Origin of the sequence: Escherichia sp. WS338 (assembly GCF_046486405.1) — a bacterium.
Classification (GTDB): domain Bacteria; phylum Pseudomonadota; class Gammaproteobacteria; order Enterobacterales; family Enterobacteriaceae; genus Escherichia; species Escherichia coli.
In genome coordinates, this window is record NZ_JBJQLL010000012.1 from 62,480 (window position 1) to 78,064 (window position 15,585).

Sequence of the window (15,585 nt, forward strand, 5' to 3'; positions counted from 1 at the left end):
CCTTAAACCGTCAGCACCACACAGCTGTCCACTTCCCAGCACAAACGTACTTCGTCGCCCCAGGTCGGTAACCCTTTACGATGACGATGGGCGTTTTGTAGCTGGGCGCTGATCATCTGCCCACTTTTCAGACGAACGTGATACACCGAAAGATCGCCGAGATAGGCAATGTGTATCACCTCCCCCACCGCGAAGTTACAACCATTGGCGGGCGGCTCTTCGCAAAGCATGATTTTTTCCGGACGCAGCGCTACGTGTACCGGCACGTTATCAACCACTGAAGCATCTGCATCGACTTTCAGTGGGTGCACCAGTCCCGGCGAATAAAGCACCAGACCATCTTCCTGACGCTCTTTGAGTACACCTTCAAAGACATTAACCGAACCGATAAATTCAGCGCTATAGCGGGTGGTCGGATGCTCGTAGATCTCTTCCGGTTCGCCAATCTGGACAAATTTCCCACGATTCATAATGGCGATACGCCCCGCCATGGTCATCGCCTCTTCCTGATCGTGGGTGACCATCACACAAGTCACACCGACACGCTCCAGAATATCCACCACTTCAAGCTGCATCCGGTCACGCAGCTTTTTATCCAGCGCGCCCATCGGCTCATCGAGCAGTAATAGTTTCGGGCGCTTGGCAAGGCTTCTGGCCAGGGCCACACGCTGACGCTGACCACCGGAAAGCTGATGCGGTTTGCGTTTGGCGAACTCCTGCATATGCACCAGCCCAAGCATCTCATTGACCCGGCTGGCAATTTCCGCTTTCGGTAGTTTGTCCTGTTTCAGGCCAAAAGCGATGTTCTGTTCCACGGTCATATGCGGAAACAGCGCGTAAGACTGAAACATCATATTGATGGGGCGCAGGTAAGGCGGCACCTGTGACAAATCGACGCCATCGAGCATAATCTGCCCGGCAGAAGGTTGTTCAAAACCTGCCAGCATACGCAGCAGCGTGGACTTGCCACAGCCGGATGCGCCCAGCAGCGCGAAGATTTCACCTTTGTAGATGGTCAGGCTGACATCATCCACCGCATGTTGACCATCGTAGGATTTGGTCAGGTTACGGATTTCTAATAGCGGCGTCAGCGCCTTACGGGTTTTCGCCTGCGGGCGAGGGATAGCGTCATTCACGGCTGCTCTCCGGCATTGAATGTGTGCAAGCGCACCATGATGGTGCGAATTGCCGGCGGGTGTGGTGCGCCCGTCCGGCATCTACGGCTGCGGATTATTTTCCGCTCTTCACTTTGGTCCACGCGCGGGTGCGCACACGGTCGATTTTCGGGTCCTGCACTTTCAGAGTGAACAGCTTCGCACGAACATCCGCAGGCGGATAAATACCCGGGTTATCACGGACTTCCGCACTCACCAGCGGCGTGGCTGCTTTATTGGCGTTAGCATAGAACACATGGTCAGAGATATGTGCCACCACATCAGGACGCAGCAGGTAATTCAGGAACTGATAGGCTTCGTCTTTGTTTTTGGCATCCGCAGGCATGGCGAAGACATCAAAGAACGCCATCGCCCCTTCTTTTGGAATCGAGAACGAGACATTCACGCCATTCTTCGCTTCCTTCGCGCGGTTTGACGCCTGCCAGACATCGCCCGCCCAGCCAATAGCGACACAGATGTCACCATTCGCCAGATCATTGATGTATTGGGATGAATGGAAATAACGAATGTTCGGGCGCAGCTTTAACAGCAGATCGGTAGCCGGTCCGGTGTAATCATCCGCTTTAGTGCTGTTAGGATCTTTGCCGAGATAATTCAGCACGGTAGCAAACACTTCTTCTGGCGCATCGAGGAAAGAGACACCGCAGCTTTTCAGTTTTTCCAGATTTTCAGGTTTGAGGATCAAGTCCCAGCTATCGACGGGCGCGTTTTCGCCCAGCACCGCTTTAACTTTATCGACGTTATAGCCAATCCCGGTCGTCGCCCACATATAGGGCATAGCAAATTTATTGTCGGGATCGTGTTTGGCGACCAACTTCAGCAGCTCCGGATCGAGATTCTTCCACTCCGGCAATTTGCTTTTATCCAGCGGCTGGAAAACTCCCGCAGTCAACTGGCGTTCAAGAAAGCTTGCTGACGGCACCACCAGGTCAAAGCCGGTGCTACCCGCCATTAATTTGCCTTCCAGTACTTCGTTAGAGTCGAAAACATCGTAGACGACTTTAATACCGGTTTCTTTTTCAAAATTGGCCACCGTGTCCGGGGCGATATAATCAGACCAGTTATAAATGTGAAGTGTTTTTTGTTCAGCCGCGAGCGTGCCGACAGAGACGGCCATCAGAGCACCCGTAACCAGACCCGATAGCCATTTTTTATTTAAGGCGGTCATATCTCTTTCCTTCTGAAAGTTCGTTAACAAACGAACAAAAGTTGTCACACTGAAAGATATGCAATAAACGTGCATATTTTTTATCGGCGCGGTGTAAGAAAAGAGAACTCTCTCCCGGCCAGCACTGCTCGCTATATAAAAGCATCGCAAGAATAACTTTAGCCAGGGTTTGAGACTATAGCTCGGATTAAAAAACGGTATTTAACAAATTTTTATGCGTATTTGCTCTATGTGATAAAGCCAAATCGGCACAAGAGAAGTGAATTAATCTTTAATAAAAGGTTAAAACAGCGGATAATTTTGCGGCACGCAGTCACTGCGGCAGCGACTGCGTGCTCGAAAGGAGTTATCAGTGGAGGAAATAGTTTTCGGTAACGTTATTTTGCCCTTCATCGTCAGTCGGTAACAGCAGTTGATGGGCATTAGCTTCAAGAATGACCATCGAAATCTGCTCTTCGCTCTGACGCACGAACCATGCAAACTGCTCATAGGTTATGCCCTGCATAACGGATAAAGACTGGCAAACCACCAGCTTTGGCAGATTATCATCCTGCATATCAAGAAATGCTTTCACGGTCAGCGAACTGGCATTGATGGCTGATAAATCCGCCGCCAGCGGCAATACGGCTGAAGGTCGGACTTCCGCCATGGCAGAAAACAGGATCGTGTTATCGATCAGATCGATTTTAGCATCAAAGACACCGTCGAAATTCTGCATATGGGGCAGATGCAGAGCCTGACAGTTATCACATTCAAAAAAACTCATCCCCAGGTCATCGAGCCATTGACGCAACGTATCCAGACCAGGAACGACCAGCGATGTCATAATTTTGTACAACCTCTTCCGATAAAAAGACCGGCACAGCTTACGCAAAAAGCGCAGGCAAAACCATGATCAGTAATGTGATTGCGACTAACCACCCGTTTTCAGGCAATATTCTGTCGTAGCGTGGCGTTCGATCCAGCGGATCATTTTACCCGCGATGTCGATACCGGTGGTTTTTTCTATTCCTTCCAGCCCTGGCGACGCATTCACTTCCATCACCAACGGCCCGCGATTAGCACGCAGAATATCCACACCAGCAACGTCCAGCGCCATCGTTCGCGCGGCTTTTATCGCGATTTCACGCTCCTGTGGTGTGATACTGGCGACGCTTGCCGCGCCGCCACGATGCAAATTGGAACGAAAATCGCCCTCTTTCGCTCGCCGTTCAATCGCAGCGACTACTTCATCGCCAACAACCAGACAGCGGATATCGCACCCTTGCGCCTCTTTGATATATTCCTGCACCAGAATATGCGCGTTCAGACCGCGGAAAGCGTCAATCACGCTTTCCGCCGCCTGACGCGTCTCCGCCAGCACGACACCAATTCCCTGCGTGCCTTCAACCAGCTTGACCACCAGCGGCGCACCACCGACCATGTCGATTAAATCGCTGGTATCATCCGGCGAATGCGCAATGCCCGTGACAGGCAGGTCGATGCCCTGACGCGCCAGCAGTTGCATGGAACGCAATTTGTCACGCGCCCGGGCAATGGCGACCGACTCATTGAGCGGATAGCTCCCCAGCATCTCGAACTGGCGCAGTGCCGCCGTCCCATAAAAGGTAATGGCGGTGCCAATACGCGGGATCACTGCGTCAAAATGGGGTAACTTGCGGCCTTTGTAGTGAATAGAAGACGCCGCAGGATTTATGTTCATGTAGCAAGAAAGCGGATCAAGAATTTCAACCAGGTGACCGCGCTGTATAGCGGCTTCACGCAGCCGCTTACACGAATAGAGCGTTCCATCCCGGGACAATATGGCAATTTTCACCCTGCACCTCTCTGTCAGACCTGGTCAAAAGCCCGCGTATCATACATCGACGTGGCAGTTTTAGCGCGTCGCCCAACCCTGTTTGTGCAAATAATCCAGAATAAATGGGCGGCTTTCTTTAATGATTGTTCGGCGGATATGATCGCTCCAGGTATCCCGGCGATTATTGCTGCCACGAGTGAGGTAATATTGCGCCAGTTGCTCGTCATACTGCGCCAGTGCGTCTTTATCCAGCGGTTGATAGCTGTTTTCATGCACCAAAATGGAGGCCGGTAAACGCGGCTTAAGATCCGGATTATCCGCAGGCCAGCCAAGGCACAGCCCAAACAGCGGCAGAACATGCTGCGGTAATTTCAGCAGTTCCGTCACCGCTTCAATATTATTGCGCAGGCCGCCGATATATACCCCGCCCAATCCCAGCGATTCCGCTGCGGTTAATGCATTCTGCGCCATCATTGCCGTATCAACGACACCGAGCAACAGTTGTTCCGCCAGGCCGAGCTGAGCATCCGGACAGATCTGTAAATGACGGTTAAAGTCGGCACAGAACACCCAAAACTCCGCCGCTTGCGCTACGTGTTTTTGCCCGCCGGTCAGCGTCACCAGTTCTTCACGTAACGCTTTGTCGGTAATGCGAATAATGCTACTGCACTGCAAAAAACTGGAACTGGACGTCGCACGGGCGCTGTTAATAATCGCCTCACGCTGCGCTTCGGAAATGGGTTCATCAGTGAAATGGCGAATGGAGCGATGGCCACAAATAAGTTCAATGGTTGGCGTCATTATCTTTTTCTCTTTCTGAACGTGAATATTGCGGTGGATGGTTCATCAGCTGTGGGGCAAGACGTTTTGCCACCTGAAGAATCACCACCACCGCAGCGGGAAGCATGAGCAAAACACCGAGAAAAACCATCAGAATCTGCACTTCTGGTCGAGAAAATGGCTCAGGTAGCGACAGGGAGTCGCTTACCGACAGCAGCGCCACCGCCAGCAACATCATTCCGATAAATTCCAGTATCAACACACTTTTAGGCAATTTACCGATCGCGCGCATACGCTTCCCTCTGCAAAGTGAGCCTTCAGTCTAAAACTTTTCACTGTATTGTGTTTAACAGTTATAGCTTTTAGCAATTAATGCAACAGGTTAAACCTACTTTCAGCGAATACATTTTAGCGTGATCATTACAGGTATAAATCTATGAGGAGAGAAATAATGCAAACCGTTATTTTTGGTCGTCCGGGTTGCCCTTACTGTGTGCGTGCAAAAGATCTGGCTGAGAAATTGAGCAATGAACGCGATGATTTCCAGTATCAGTATGTAGATATTCGTGCGGAAGGGATCACTAAAGAAGATCTACAACAAAAGGCAGGAAAACCCGTAGAAACCGTGCCGCAGATTTTTGTCGATCAGCAACATATCGGCGGCTATACCGATTTTGCTGCATGGGTGAAAGAGAATCTGGACGCCTGATCGTCTGACAAGCCCTCGCGTTGAGGGCTTTATTGATTTTTTCTGTGCTGTGGTTTAAACAAACTACTGATAAATAAGAAACACAATGCCCCCAGCGCACACCAGAACACCGCACTTAATAACCATGCCAGCTCTTGCCAGAATGAGCGCGTCGGTGAAAAAAACAGCCGCATAATGAGCATCGAACAGGGTGCCGCCAGCATTGCACCAAACAGAGGTTTCAGGACTTCTCTACGATGTGAAAAGAAGCTGGCAACTGCACCAGGAAGAATGAAAAATAGCAAACCGATTTCAGGATGCCCGGCAGCCCGAAAAGCGCCTTTCATGTGCGTCGCCAGAAAAAGACACACCACAATGAAGAGGACAAAACAGCAGATTGCCCCCGCCCAACGTTGTTTATGTTTCACTCGTTCCTCCTGACACTGCGTCTATCGAACACATTTTTCGCCAGTGTGGCGTTCAGTAAGATAAAGCCGCTTCGCATTCCATGCTAATATAGGCCAACGCAATTCATATAGCCGTTGATACCTAATGTGATTACACTAGTAAAATATATTGTTACTTTACTATCGTTTAGGTGCGCTGAATGAATCTGCGCCCTGAATTCTGGTAAAAAACATTATCGTAAATTACCATTTCTTTCAACAGCTTACTAGTAAACAAGAAGTTAGCCTCCGTGAATATAAACGTCGCCGAATTGTTAAATGGGAATTACATTCTGTTATTATTTGTGGTCCTCGCGCTTGGGCTATGTCTCGGGAAATTACGACTTGGTTCGATCCAACTGGGTAATTCCATTGGCGTTTTAGTCGTATCGCTGTTATTAGGCCAACAACATTTCAGCATTAACACCGACGCGCTTAATCTTGGCTTTATGCTGTTTATTTTCTGCGTCGGGGTCGAAGCCGGACCGAACTTTTTTTCCATTTTTTTTCGCGATGGGAAAAATTACCTAATGTTAGCACTGGTGATGGTTGGCAGTGCGCTGGTCATCGCCTTAGGGTTAGGTAAGCTGTTTGGCTGGGATATTGGCCTGACGGCCGGTATGTTAGCAGGCTCTATGACGTCAACACCGGTTCTGGTCGGTGCTGGCGATACACTGCGTCATTCCGGCATGGAAAGCAAGCAGCTCTCATTGGCACTGGATAATCTGAGCCTCGGGTATGCCTTAACCTATTTAATCGGCCTGGTGAGTTTGATTGTTGGTGCGCGTTACTTGCCGAAATTGCAGCATCAGGACTTACAGACCAGCGCCCAGCAAATCGCCCGCGAACGTGGCCTGGACACAGATGCCAACCGTAAGGTTTATTTGCCGGTGATCCGCGCCTACCGCGTCGGCCCGGAGCTGGTAGCCTGGACCGACGGCAAAAATCTGCGTGAACTGGGTATTTATCGACAAACTGGCTGTTACATTGAACGTATTCGGCGTAACGGGATTCTGGCAAATCCAGACGGTGATGCCGTACTACAAATGGGCGATGAAATAGCGTTGGTAGGCTATCCTGACGCCCACGCCCGACTCGATCCCAGTTTCCGTAATGGCAAAGAAGTTTTCGATCGTGACCTTCTCGACATGCGTATCGTCACTGAAGAAGTGGTCGTTAAAAACCATAACGCTGTTGGCAAACGCCTGGCACAACTGAAGTTGACCGATCACGGTTGCTTCCTTAACCGCGTCATACGTAGCCAGATTGAGATGCCGATTGATGACAACGTCGTGCTTAACAAAGGTGACGTTTTACAAGTCAGCGGCGATGCCCGCCGGGTAAAAACCATCGCCGATCGCATCGGCTTTATCTCGATTCACAGCCAGGTCACTGACTTGCTGGCATTCTGCGCCTTCTTTGTTATTGGGCTGATGATCGGGATGATCACCTTCCAGTTCAGCACATTCAGTTTCGGTATGGGGAACGCTGCCGGGTTGTTATTCGCCGGAATTATGCTGGGCTTTATGCGTGCTAACCACCCGACCTTCGGTTACATTCCGCAGGGTGCATTAAGCATGGTGAAGGAGTTCGGCTTGATGGTGTTTATGGCAGGCGTTGGTCTGAGCGCTGGTAGCGGTATTAATAACGGCCTGGGCGCGATTGGCGGTCAGATGTTGATTGCCGGATTGATTGTCAGTCTGGTGCCAGTGGTTATCTGCTTCTTGTTCGGTGCTTATGTATTGCGAATGAACCGCGCACTGTTGTTCGGCGCAATGATGGGCGCACGCACCTGCGCGCCGGCAATGGAGATCATCAGTGATACAGCTCGCAGTAATATCCCGGCACTGGGCTATGCGGGCACTTACGCAATCGCCAACGTCCTGCTGACGCTGGCAGGGACAATCATCGTCATGGTATGGCCAGGATTAGGATAAAACTGAAGTTGCCCTGAAAATGAAATTTTTTTGCACAACCGCAGAACTTTTCCGCAGGGCATCAGTCTTAATTAGTGCCACTGCTTTTCTTTGATGTCCCCATTTTGTGGAGCCCATCAACCCCGCCATTTCGGTTCAAGGTTGGTGGGTTTTTTGTTGCCTAAAATTTATCTACTACCCTGCAACCCTCTCAACCATCCTCAAAATCTCCTCGCGCGATAGCGGCTTACGGTCGGTGACAAAATGCAGCGTCATCCCCTCAATAAACGCATCAAGCGCGCGGGCGGTTCCGGGTTCAAACCATTGTTCGAGCGTTTGCTGACTGCGCTGCATCCAGTTTTGCATTACCGTTTTTAATAGCGGTTTTCGGCTAGCCAGCGCGTAGAGCTGGTACATCAGCTCCATGTTATCCGGCGTTGCAACCTGTGAGCTGTAAATCATATCGGTGATCGCCTGGCATGCGCCCGGAGCATCACTAACATCGCTAAAAAATGCCTGATATTGCCGGGACATGATCTCAGTAAAACTGCTGAACGCCTCCAGCAACAACTCATCAATTCCTGAAAAATAGTAGGTCATCGACCCCAACGGTACCCCGGCAAGGGTAGCAATTTTGCGGTGCGTAACAGCATGTATTCCATAAAGTTTCACCGCCTCCAGCGTGGCCTGGATAATTTTTTCTCGCCGTTGCGGATCGTTAGCGCGACGCATGTCATTTCCTCTCTCTGCAATTGTGTACAAATGTACACAACCTTGCTAATGTTGTCTTCCCTCTTCTTATTTTGACGTGATCTATGACCGTAAATTCTTCACGTAATGCATTGAAACGCCGAACCTGGGCGCTGTTTATGTTCTTCTTTTTGCCAGGCCTGTTAATGGCGTCCTGGGCAACCCGTACGCCTGCTATCCGCGATATTCTTTCTGTTTCGATCGCTGAAATGGGCGGAGTCCTCTTTGGTCTGTCGATCGGTTCAATGAGCGGTATTCTCTGCTCGGCGTGGTTAGTGAAACGCTTTGGGACGCGTAATGTCATCCTGGTCACGATGTCCTGCGCATTGATCGGGATGATGATACTAAGTCTGGCACTCTGGCTGACATCGCCCCTGCTCTTCGCGGTTGGTCTCGGCGTCTTTGGGGCAAGTTTTGGTTCTGCGGAAGTGGCGATAAACGTTGAAGGTGCTGCCGTTGAGCGAGAAATGAATAAGACGGTTTTGCCGATGATGCACGGTTTTTATAGCCTGGGCACGCTGGCAGGCGCTGGTGTCGGGATGGCACTAACGGCCTTTGGCGTTCCGGCAACGGTGCACATTTTATTGGCGGCGCTGGTAGGCATCGCGCCTATTTATATCGCCATTCAGGCAATCCCTGATGGTACGGGCAAAAATGCTGCCGATGGCACCCAGCATGGTGAAAAAGGCGTACCTTTTTATCGCGATATCCAGTTGCTGCTGATTGGTGTTGTAGTGCTGGCGATGGCCTTTGCCGAAGGTTCTGCCAACGACTGGTTACCCTTATTAATGGTTGACGGTCACGGTTTTAGCCCTACTTCCGGCTCGCTGATTTATGCCGGTTTTACCCTGGGGATGACCGTTGGACGCTTTACCGGCGGTTGGTTCATTGACCGTTACAGTCGCGTTGCCGTGGTTCGGGCCAGTGCACTAATGGGGGCGTTGGGTATTGGGCTGATTATTTTTGTCGATAGCGCCTGGGTTGCTGGGGTGTCTGTTGTACTTTGGGGACTGGGTGCCTCGTTGGGCTTCCCGCTGACCATTTCTGCCGCCAGCGATACCGGCCCCGATGCACCAACCCGCGTCAGCGTGGTAGCTACGACCGGTTATCTGGCTTTCCTCGTCGGGCCGCCACTGCTGGGCTATCTCGGCGAACATTATGGATTACGTAGTGCAATGCTGGTTGTACTGGCGCTGGTTATTCTCGCGGCTATTGTCGCGAAAGCCGTCGCCAAACCCGATACCAAAACGCAGACGGCGATGGAGAATAGTTGATGAGCATTAAATTAATTGCGGTAGACATGGATGGTACTTTCTTAAGCGATCAAAAAACCTATAACCGTGAGCGGTTTATGGCTCAGTATCAGCAAATGAAAGCACAAGGCATTCGCTTTGTGGTCGCCAGCGGGAATCAATATTATCAGTTGATCTCTTTCTTTCCGGAAATTGCTAATGAAATAGCCTTTGTGGCTGAAAACGGCGGCTGGGTAGTGAGCGAAGGCAAAGATGTTTTTAATGGCGAGCTGTCGAAGGATGCGTTTGCTACTGTCGTGGAACATTTGTTGACGCGCCCGGAAGTGGAAATTATTGCCTGCGGAAAAAATAGCGCCTATACCCTCAAAAAATATGACGATGCCACGAAAACGGTGGCGGAAATGTATTATCACCGTCTGGAATACGTCGATAACTTTGACAACTTAGATGATATCTTCTTTAAGTTTGGTCTGAATCTTTCCGATGAACTGATTCCACAAGTACAAAAAGCATTACATGAGGCCATCGGCGATATTATGGTGCCGGTCCACACCGGCAACGGCAGCATCGATCTGATTATCCCCGGCGTACATAAAGCCAATGGCCTTCGCCAACTGCAGAAATTATGGGGAATAGACGACAGCGAAGTGGTGGTCTTTGGCGATGGCGGTAACGATATTGAGATGCTGCGTCAGGCAGGCTTTAGTTTTGCAATGGAAAATGCCGGCAGCGCGGTCGTCGCAGCGGCAAAATACCGGGCAGGCTCCAATAACCGTGAAGGCGTACTGGATGTGATCGATAAAGTGCTTAAACACGAAGCGCCATTTAACCAATAAAAACGGCAGCACGCCCGGCAACACAATGCCTGAATGAAGGCTGCATAATTCGCGGAAATTAACCCGCTGCATTATTTCAGGCGAAATGATTATGAAAAATTGTCTACTGTTGGGCGCGCTTTTAATGGGCTTTACTGGTGTGGCGATGGCGCAAAATGTCACCGTCGATGTGCCGAGTGGATACAAAGTGGTTGTGGTTCCTGATTCAGTCAGCGTTCCACAAGCGGTCAGCGTCGCGACTGTGCCGCAAACCGTCTATACGGCTCCTGCTCCGGCTTACCGCCCGCATCCTTATGTTCGCCATCTTGCCAGCGTAGGTGAAGGGATGGTTATCGAACACCAGATTGACGACCATCACCATTAATTCGAGAATGCCTGATCGCACAAAGCAATCAGGCTTTTTTTTACCCTTCGTGAGAATTTCCCATCTGTTTATCTTTTAAAAAGATAACCATCAGCGACAGCCACAAAATTCCGTTGACAAGGTTGAAGAGATTAAACAGTCCGTTGCCCCCGTTCAGCCAGGCATGTTTGCTGATTTCAATACCGACGGTAAAGATCAGCATTTGCAGCATTCCCATCGCCGCAGAAACCGTACCTTTACTCATATCGCTGGCAAACAGGGTTAATCGCACCAGTCCCGCATTCGCCAGACCAATGCCGAAAGCATAAAGACTTAACCCGGCGGTCATCCATAAATACGCGTGCGATGAGATAACCGTTGCCGCAGCAGCGACCAACAGACCAATCATAATCGGCCATCCGCCCATAATAATCAGCGAACGTACGGTGCGGCGCGAGGTCAGACGCGCTAGCAGCAAGTTACCCGCAATTAACGCCCCGAAAATAGGCACTTGCAGCAAGCCATATTCATAGCTGCTCAACTGCTCACCGGTAATAATGATAATCGGCGACTGGGCGATCCACGCCAACAACGGCAGGCTAACGAATCCCAGCGCCAGCGCCCCCGCCACAAAGCGGCCGTTCTTCAGCACCAGCTTATAGTCACGACCGAGTTCTTTCAGCGACAGTTTCTCGCCTATACGCGTGGCGGTTTCAGGCATAGCTCGTTGCAGACCGAAAAAGGAGATCGCTGCCAATGCGGCAAACAAGACAAACATCCCTTCCCAGGGCAGCACATGGATCCACGCCGCGCCCACCAGCGGACCAAGTAGTGGAGCAATCAGCGCCACGTTCGCCATTAGCGCGGTGATCTTGATACAAACCGCCTCTTCGAAGGATTCCTGAATTGCGGCGTATCCCACAGCGCCAATGAAACAGAGGCTTATGCCCTGCAAGAAGCGCAACAGGGTGAATTGTTCAATGTTTTGTGCCAGTAATATTGCCAGACAGGTGACGATAAACCACACCACTCCCGCCAGCATCACCGGACGGCGGCCAATACGATCCGACAACGGCCCCAGGAGCCATTGTAAAAACATCCCGCCCGCCAGATACGCAGTCATCGAAGTAGGAACCCAATCAATGCCCGCCTGATATTGTTCCACCACGGCCAACATACCGGGTTGAATCATATCGTTGCCGATATAGGTTGAAAATTCGTAAAGCACCAGACAGAGAGGGAAAAGTAACGCCTGACGTCCAAGCCTGACACCGGAAGCTAATTTATTTTGCATGCAATTTCTTCGCCAATAATAATCGCGCAAAGTTTAATAAAAGCGCAGCTAACGAGAAAGCGAATTTTGTAGCTGAAACCACGGTTAAGCACATTCTTACATTATTGCGAGTATAGCTACGCTTTCTTTAAGTTTTATTTAACCTTTGCCCGTTACAATCACCTACCGTAAACAGGCCGCTTGAGGGAAATAAGACGATGCCGCTTTACCCAGTTTAACCTGCACTTTATTCTCAACGACTTGCCTGTATTGGCTCCCTTTTAATCACTTTGCGTCGGGAAGTTATGCTGGAAAATTTGAATCTCTCTCTATTCTCTCTTATTAACGCAACGCCAGACTCTGCGCCGTGGATGATCTCGTTGGCGATTTTTATTGCTAAAGATTTGATTACCGTGGTGCCGTTGCTGGCCGCAGTACTTTGGTTGTGGGGGCTTACAGCACAACGGCAACTGGTGATAAAAATCGCTATCGCGCTGGCGGTCAGCCTGTTTGTGTCCTGGACGATGGGACATCTTTTTCCGCACGACCGACCCTTTGTCGAAAATATCGGCTATAACTTCCTGCATCATGCGGCGGATGACTCATTCCCGAGCGATCACGGTACGGTGATTTTCACCTTTGCACTGGCATTTTTATGCTGGCATCGCCTGTGGTCCGGCTCACTTTTAATGGTGCTGGCCGTCGTCATTGCCTGGTCGCGCGTTTATCTTGGCGTCCACTGGCCGCTGGATATGCTCGGTGGATTGCTGGCAGGTATGATTGGCTGCCTTAGCGCCCAGATTATCTGGCAAGCGATGGGGCATAAACTCTATCAACGTCTGCAATCGTGGTATCGCTTCTGTTTTGCATTACCGATCCGCAAAGGCTGGGTGCGTGACTGATCTCTGCTAAAAAGTGTAGTATTGAGCGGCTCGCTTCAATAACTATTCAGAGGGATTATGGAAACACGTCGCGAAGAGCGTATCGGGCAGCTGCTGCAAGAATTAAAACGCAGTGATAAGTTACATCTTAAAGACGCCGCCGCCCTGCTTGGGGTTTCGGAGATGACGATTCGTCGCGATCTGAACAACCACAGTGCGCCCGTCGTTTTGCTCGGCGGCTATATTGTTCTGGAACCACGCAGCGCCAGCCATTACCTGTTAAGCGATCAAAAATCCCGCCTGGTGGAAGAAAAACGCCGGGCGGCAAAACTGGCTGCGACGCTGATAGAACCCGATCAGACCCTCTTTTTTGACTGTGGCACCACCACGCCGTGGATTATTGAAGCAATTGATAATGAAATCCCTTTTACCGCCGTTTGTTATTCGCTAAATACTTTTCTGGCGCTGAAAGAGAAACCCCATTGCCGCGCGTTTCTTTGCGGTGGTGAATTTCACGCCAGCAACGCCATTTTCAAACCCATCGATTTTCAGCAAACGCTGAATAATTTTTGCCCGGATATCGCTTTTTATTCCGCTGCGGGCGTGCATGTCAGTAAAGGCGCTACCTGCTTTAATCTTGAAGAGTTGCCGGTAAAACACTGGGCCATGTCGATGGCGCAAAAGCATGTGCTGGTTGTCGACCACAGTAAATTTGGTAAGGTGCGTCCGGCGCGCATGGGTGACCTGAAACGCTTTGATATTGTGGTGAGCGATTGTTGCCCGGAAGATGAGTATGTGAAGTACGCTCAGACGCAGCGTATTAAGTTGATGTATTAATGACGTATAACCGGATGACGTTTCGCGCCATCCGGTTATCAGAAGATTAAGAGAACCAGCTGCCGAACCACTGATGGAATTTCATCATAACGAAATCCCACATCCGACCAAAGAATCCGCCCTCTTCCACATTTTCCATCACGATCAGCGGACGCTGCTCAATGGATTGACCGTTAAGCTGGAAATCAATGGTCCCGACAACCTGACCTTTTTTCAGCGGTGCGGTAAGCTGCGGTTCCGTTAACGTGTAGCTCGCTTTCAGGTTTTTCAGCTGCCCACGCGGTATGGTCACTGAGCCCGCTTCGCCTGCCCCGAGATTCACTTCGCTCTTATCACCAAACCAGACGCGCTGAGTCACAAAGGTGGCATCAGGTTTAATTGGCGTCACGGTTTCAAAGAAGCGGAAACCCCAGGTCAATAATTTCTCAGACTCATTAAAACGGATACGGTCAGTTTTCGCACCCAGTACTACGGAGATCAAACGCATATCGCCCTGGGTAGCCGAAGCAACCAGATTATATCCCGCGCCTGCCGTGGTTCCTGTCTTCATGCCATCAACATTCAGATTGCTGCTCCACAGCAGACGGTTACGGTTAGGCTGTCGAATTTTGTTGAAGGTGAACTCTTTCTCTTTATGAATGGCATACTCTTCCGGCACATCGTGGATCAATGCTTTACCCAGCAATGCCATATCGCGCGCGGTACTGAACTGCCCCGGCGCATCCAGACCGTGCACCGTCTGGAAGGTAGTGTTGGTCAGACCCAGTTTTTTGGCATAACCATTCATCAGACCAATAAATGACTCCTGGCTCCCGGCAACGTAATCAGCCAGCGCAATACAGGCGTCATTACCGGACTGGATAATCACACCTTTGTTCAAGTCTGCCACCGAAACCTGATCGCCCGGTTTGAGGAACATTACCGATGAACCACGCAGTGCCGGATTTCCCGTCGCCCAGGCATCTTTACCGACCGTCACCATATCGGTGAGTTTAATCTTATCGGCCTTAAGCGCCTGCCCAACCACATAGCTGGTCATGATTTTAGTCAGGCTCGCGGGGTCCAGTTTTTCATCCGCATTGCCTTCTGCCAGCACTTTACCGCTGGCGTAATCCATTAAAATCCATGCACGCGCATCCACGCTCGGCGCTTCAACGGTTTGTTCCGCCGCGAATGCCGTTGGGGCAAAAAGGAATAAAAATGCAGAACACGCTGCAAGACCACGAAGGAGAGAGGAGTATTGCGTCATAAATGCCACCCGAGTATCCATTCAAAAAAAATACGTTATATCGCCGTATGATAAGTTCGGTGATTAATAACGCACACACAAACTTAAAGAAACCGTAAGTTGGTAAAGTTTTTAAAGTTTATGCAATATCCTGCCGCTTCGCTGCTTCTGGTGTCATTTTTTTGCCAGCTGTTGCTTAAAAGTTAACTTTAC

Annotated in this window: 17 protein-coding genes; 7 read left to right on the forward strand and 10 right to left on the reverse strand. The window is 50.3% G+C overall.

Annotated elements, in window-relative coordinates; genetic code table 11:
- Positions 1–2 precede the first annotated feature (2 nt).
- The 6 genes from potG to ACJHWT_RS13025 form a co-directional block, all read right to left on the reverse strand.
- Positions 3–1,136 carry a putrescine ABC transporter ATP-binding subunit PotG gene (gene potG / locus ACJHWT_RS13000; RefSeq protein ID WP_000996007.1) on the reverse strand — a complete coding sequence of 378 codons (1,134 nt, stop codon included), beginning with the start codon at positions 1,134–1,136 and terminating at the stop codon, positions 3–5.
- 94 nt (positions 1,137–1,230) lie between these two features.
- Positions 1,231–2,343 carry a spermidine/putrescine ABC transporter substrate-binding protein PotF gene (potF, locus tag ACJHWT_RS13005; RefSeq protein WP_000126102.1) on the reverse strand — a complete coding sequence of 371 codons (1,113 nt, stop codon included), beginning with the start codon at positions 2,341–2,343 and terminating at the stop codon, positions 1,231–1,233.
- A gap of 349 nt (positions 2,344–2,692) precedes the next feature.
- On the reverse strand, positions 2,693–3,169 hold the full coding sequence (locus tag ACJHWT_RS13010) for a YbjN domain-containing protein (protein ID WP_065203389.1): 477 nt from the start codon (positions 3,167–3,169) through the stop codon (positions 2,693–2,695).
- Positions 3,170–3,256: 87 nt separating this feature from the next.
- Positions 3,257–4,159, reverse strand: coding sequence for a 30S ribosomal protein S6--L-glutamate ligase (gene rimK, locus ACJHWT_RS13015; RefSeq protein ID WP_000684321.1), 903 nt, complete (start codon positions 4,157–4,159; stop codon positions 3,257–3,259).
- Between the two features lie 60 nt (positions 4,160–4,219).
- Positions 4,220–4,942, reverse strand: a complete 723-nt coding sequence (gene nfsA, locus ACJHWT_RS13020) for a nitroreductase NfsA (protein WP_000189166.1) — start codon at positions 4,940–4,942, stop codon at positions 4,220–4,222.
- Positions 4,926–5,213, reverse strand: coding sequence for a DUF1418 family protein (locus tag ACJHWT_RS13025; RefSeq protein WP_001201578.1), 288 nt, complete (start codon positions 5,211–5,213; stop codon positions 4,926–4,928). Before ACJHWT_RS13025 ends, nfsA begins: the two co-directional genes overlap by 17 nt.
- Positions 5,214–5,372: 159 nt before the next feature.
- Here ACJHWT_RS13025 and grxA point away from each other — a divergent pair, with 159 nt between their 5' ends.
- Positions 5,373–5,630: a glutaredoxin 1 gene (gene grxA, locus ACJHWT_RS13030; RefSeq protein ID WP_001195231.1), complete on the forward strand. Its 258-nt coding sequence runs from the start codon at positions 5,373–5,375 to the stop codon at positions 5,628–5,630.
- Between the two features lie 29 nt (positions 5,631–5,659).
- Here the strand turns inward: grxA and ACJHWT_RS13035 are convergent, their stop codons facing one another.
- Complete coding sequence (locus tag ACJHWT_RS13035) at positions 5,660–6,037, reverse strand: inner membrane protein YbjM (protein ID WP_000681104.1); 378 nt, start codon at positions 6,035–6,037, stop codon at positions 5,660–5,662.
- A 269-nt stretch (positions 6,038–6,306) separates the two neighbouring features.
- Here ACJHWT_RS13035 and ACJHWT_RS13040 point away from each other — a divergent pair, with 269 nt between their 5' ends.
- The gene (locus tag ACJHWT_RS13040) at positions 6,307–7,992 is read left to right on the forward strand and encodes an aspartate:alanine antiporter (protein WP_001024868.1); all 1,686 of its coding nucleotides are present in this window, start codon (positions 6,307–6,309) and stop codon (positions 7,990–7,992) included.
- Between the two features lie 174 nt (positions 7,993–8,166).
- Here ACJHWT_RS13040 and rcdA read toward each other — a convergent pair whose 3' ends face one another.
- Positions 8,167–8,703: a DNA-binding transcriptional regulator RcdA gene (rcdA, locus tag ACJHWT_RS13045; protein ID WP_001295289.1), complete on the reverse strand. Its 537-nt coding sequence runs from the start codon at positions 8,701–8,703 to the stop codon at positions 8,167–8,169.
- A gap of 83 nt (positions 8,704–8,786) precedes the next feature.
- Here rcdA and ACJHWT_RS13050 point away from each other — a divergent pair, with 83 nt between their 5' ends.
- The 3 genes from ACJHWT_RS13050 (at position 8,787) to ybjH (ending at position 11,174) form a co-directional block, all read left to right on the forward strand.
- Positions 8,787–9,995 (forward strand): MFS transporter, encoded by a 1,209-nt coding sequence (locus ACJHWT_RS13050; RefSeq protein WP_000217859.1) that lies wholly within the window; start codon positions 8,787–8,789, stop codon positions 9,993–9,995.
- Complete coding sequence (ybjI, locus tag ACJHWT_RS13055; RefSeq protein ID WP_001317745.1) at positions 9,995–10,810, forward strand: 5-amino-6-(5-phospho-D-ribitylamino)uracil phosphatase; 816 nt, start codon at positions 9,995–9,997, stop codon at positions 10,808–10,810. Before ACJHWT_RS13050 ends, ybjI begins: the two co-directional genes overlap by 1 nt.
- A gap of 85 nt (positions 10,811–10,895) precedes the next feature.
- Complete coding sequence (gene ybjH, locus ACJHWT_RS13060; RefSeq protein ID WP_000605472.1) at positions 10,896–11,174, forward strand: protein YbjH; 279 nt, start codon at positions 10,896–10,898, stop codon at positions 11,172–11,174.
- 40 nt (positions 11,175–11,214) lie between these two features.
- Here the strand turns inward: ybjH and mdfA are convergent, their stop codons facing one another.
- Complete coding sequence (gene mdfA, locus ACJHWT_RS13065) at positions 11,215–12,447, reverse strand: multidrug efflux MFS transporter MdfA (RefSeq protein ID WP_001317744.1); 1,233 nt, start codon at positions 12,445–12,447, stop codon at positions 11,215–11,217.
- A gap of 284 nt (positions 12,448–12,731) precedes the next feature.
- Between mdfA and ybjG the strand changes: the two genes are divergently transcribed.
- Together ybjG and deoR are read left to right on the forward strand one after the other, a co-directional pair.
- Positions 12,732–13,328 (forward strand): undecaprenyl-diphosphate phosphatase, encoded by a 597-nt coding sequence (gene ybjG, locus ACJHWT_RS13070; protein ID WP_000892317.1) that lies wholly within the window; start codon positions 12,732–12,734, stop codon positions 13,326–13,328.
- Positions 13,329–13,385: 57 nt separating this feature from the next.
- Complete coding sequence (gene deoR / locus ACJHWT_RS13075) at positions 13,386–14,144, forward strand: DNA-binding transcriptional repressor DeoR (RefSeq protein ID WP_000450116.1); 759 nt, start codon at positions 13,386–13,388, stop codon at positions 14,142–14,144.
- 46 nt (positions 14,145–14,190) lie between these two features.
- On the opposite strand, the gene dacC is transcribed toward deoR, so the two are convergent.
- Complete coding sequence (gene dacC / locus ACJHWT_RS13080) at positions 14,191–15,393, reverse strand: serine-type D-Ala-D-Ala carboxypeptidase (RefSeq protein ID WP_001695604.1); 1,203 nt, start codon at positions 15,391–15,393, stop codon at positions 14,191–14,193.
- Positions 15,394–15,585 lie beyond the last annotated feature (192 nt).

Excerpts from the sequence above, each read along its gene's own strand:
- ACJHWT_RS13025 (WP_001201578.1), bottom strand. The coding sequence starts at position 5,213 with ATGCGCGCGATCGGTAAATTGCCTAAAAGTGTGTTGATACTGGAATTT.
- ybjI (WP_001317745.1), top strand. The coding sequence starts at position 9,995 with ATGAGCATTAAATTAATTGCGGTAGACATGGATGGTACTTTCTTAAGC.
- ACJHWT_RS13010 (WP_065203389.1), bottom strand. The coding sequence starts at position 3,169 with ATGACATCGCTGGTCGTTCCTGGTCTGGATACGTTGCGTCAATGGCTC.
- mdfA (WP_001317744.1), bottom strand. The coding sequence starts at position 12,447 with ATGCAAAATAAATTAGCTTCCGGTGTCAGGCTTGGACGTCAGGCGTTA.
- deoR (WP_000450116.1), top strand. The coding sequence starts at position 13,386 with ATGGAAACACGTCGCGAAGAGCGTATCGGGCAGCTGCTGCAAGAATTA.
- ACJHWT_RS13050 (WP_000217859.1), top strand. The coding sequence starts at position 8,787 with ATGACCGTAAATTCTTCACGTAATGCATTGAAACGCCGAACCTGGGCG.
- ybjH (WP_000605472.1), top strand. The coding sequence starts at position 10,896 with ATGATTATGAAAAATTGTCTACTGTTGGGCGCGCTTTTAATGGGCTTT.
- dacC (WP_001695604.1), bottom strand. The coding sequence starts at position 15,393 with ATGACGCAATACTCCTCTCTCCTTCGTGGTCTTGCAGCGTGTTCTGCA.
- potF (WP_000126102.1), bottom strand. The coding sequence starts at position 2,343 with ATGACCGCCTTAAATAAAAAATGGCTATCGGGTCTGGTTACGGGTGCT.
- rcdA (WP_001295289.1), bottom strand. The coding sequence starts at position 8,703 with ATGCGTCGCGCTAACGATCCGCAACGGCGAGAAAAAATTATCCAGGCC.
- nfsA (WP_000189166.1), bottom strand. The coding sequence starts at position 4,942 with ATGACGCCAACCATTGAACTTATTTGTGGCCATCGCTCCATTCGCCAT.
- grxA (WP_001195231.1), top strand. The coding sequence starts at position 5,373 with ATGCAAACCGTTATTTTTGGTCGTCCGGGTTGCCCTTACTGTGTGCGT.
- ybjG (WP_000892317.1), top strand. The coding sequence starts at position 12,732 with ATGCTGGAAAATTTGAATCTCTCTCTATTCTCTCTTATTAACGCAACG.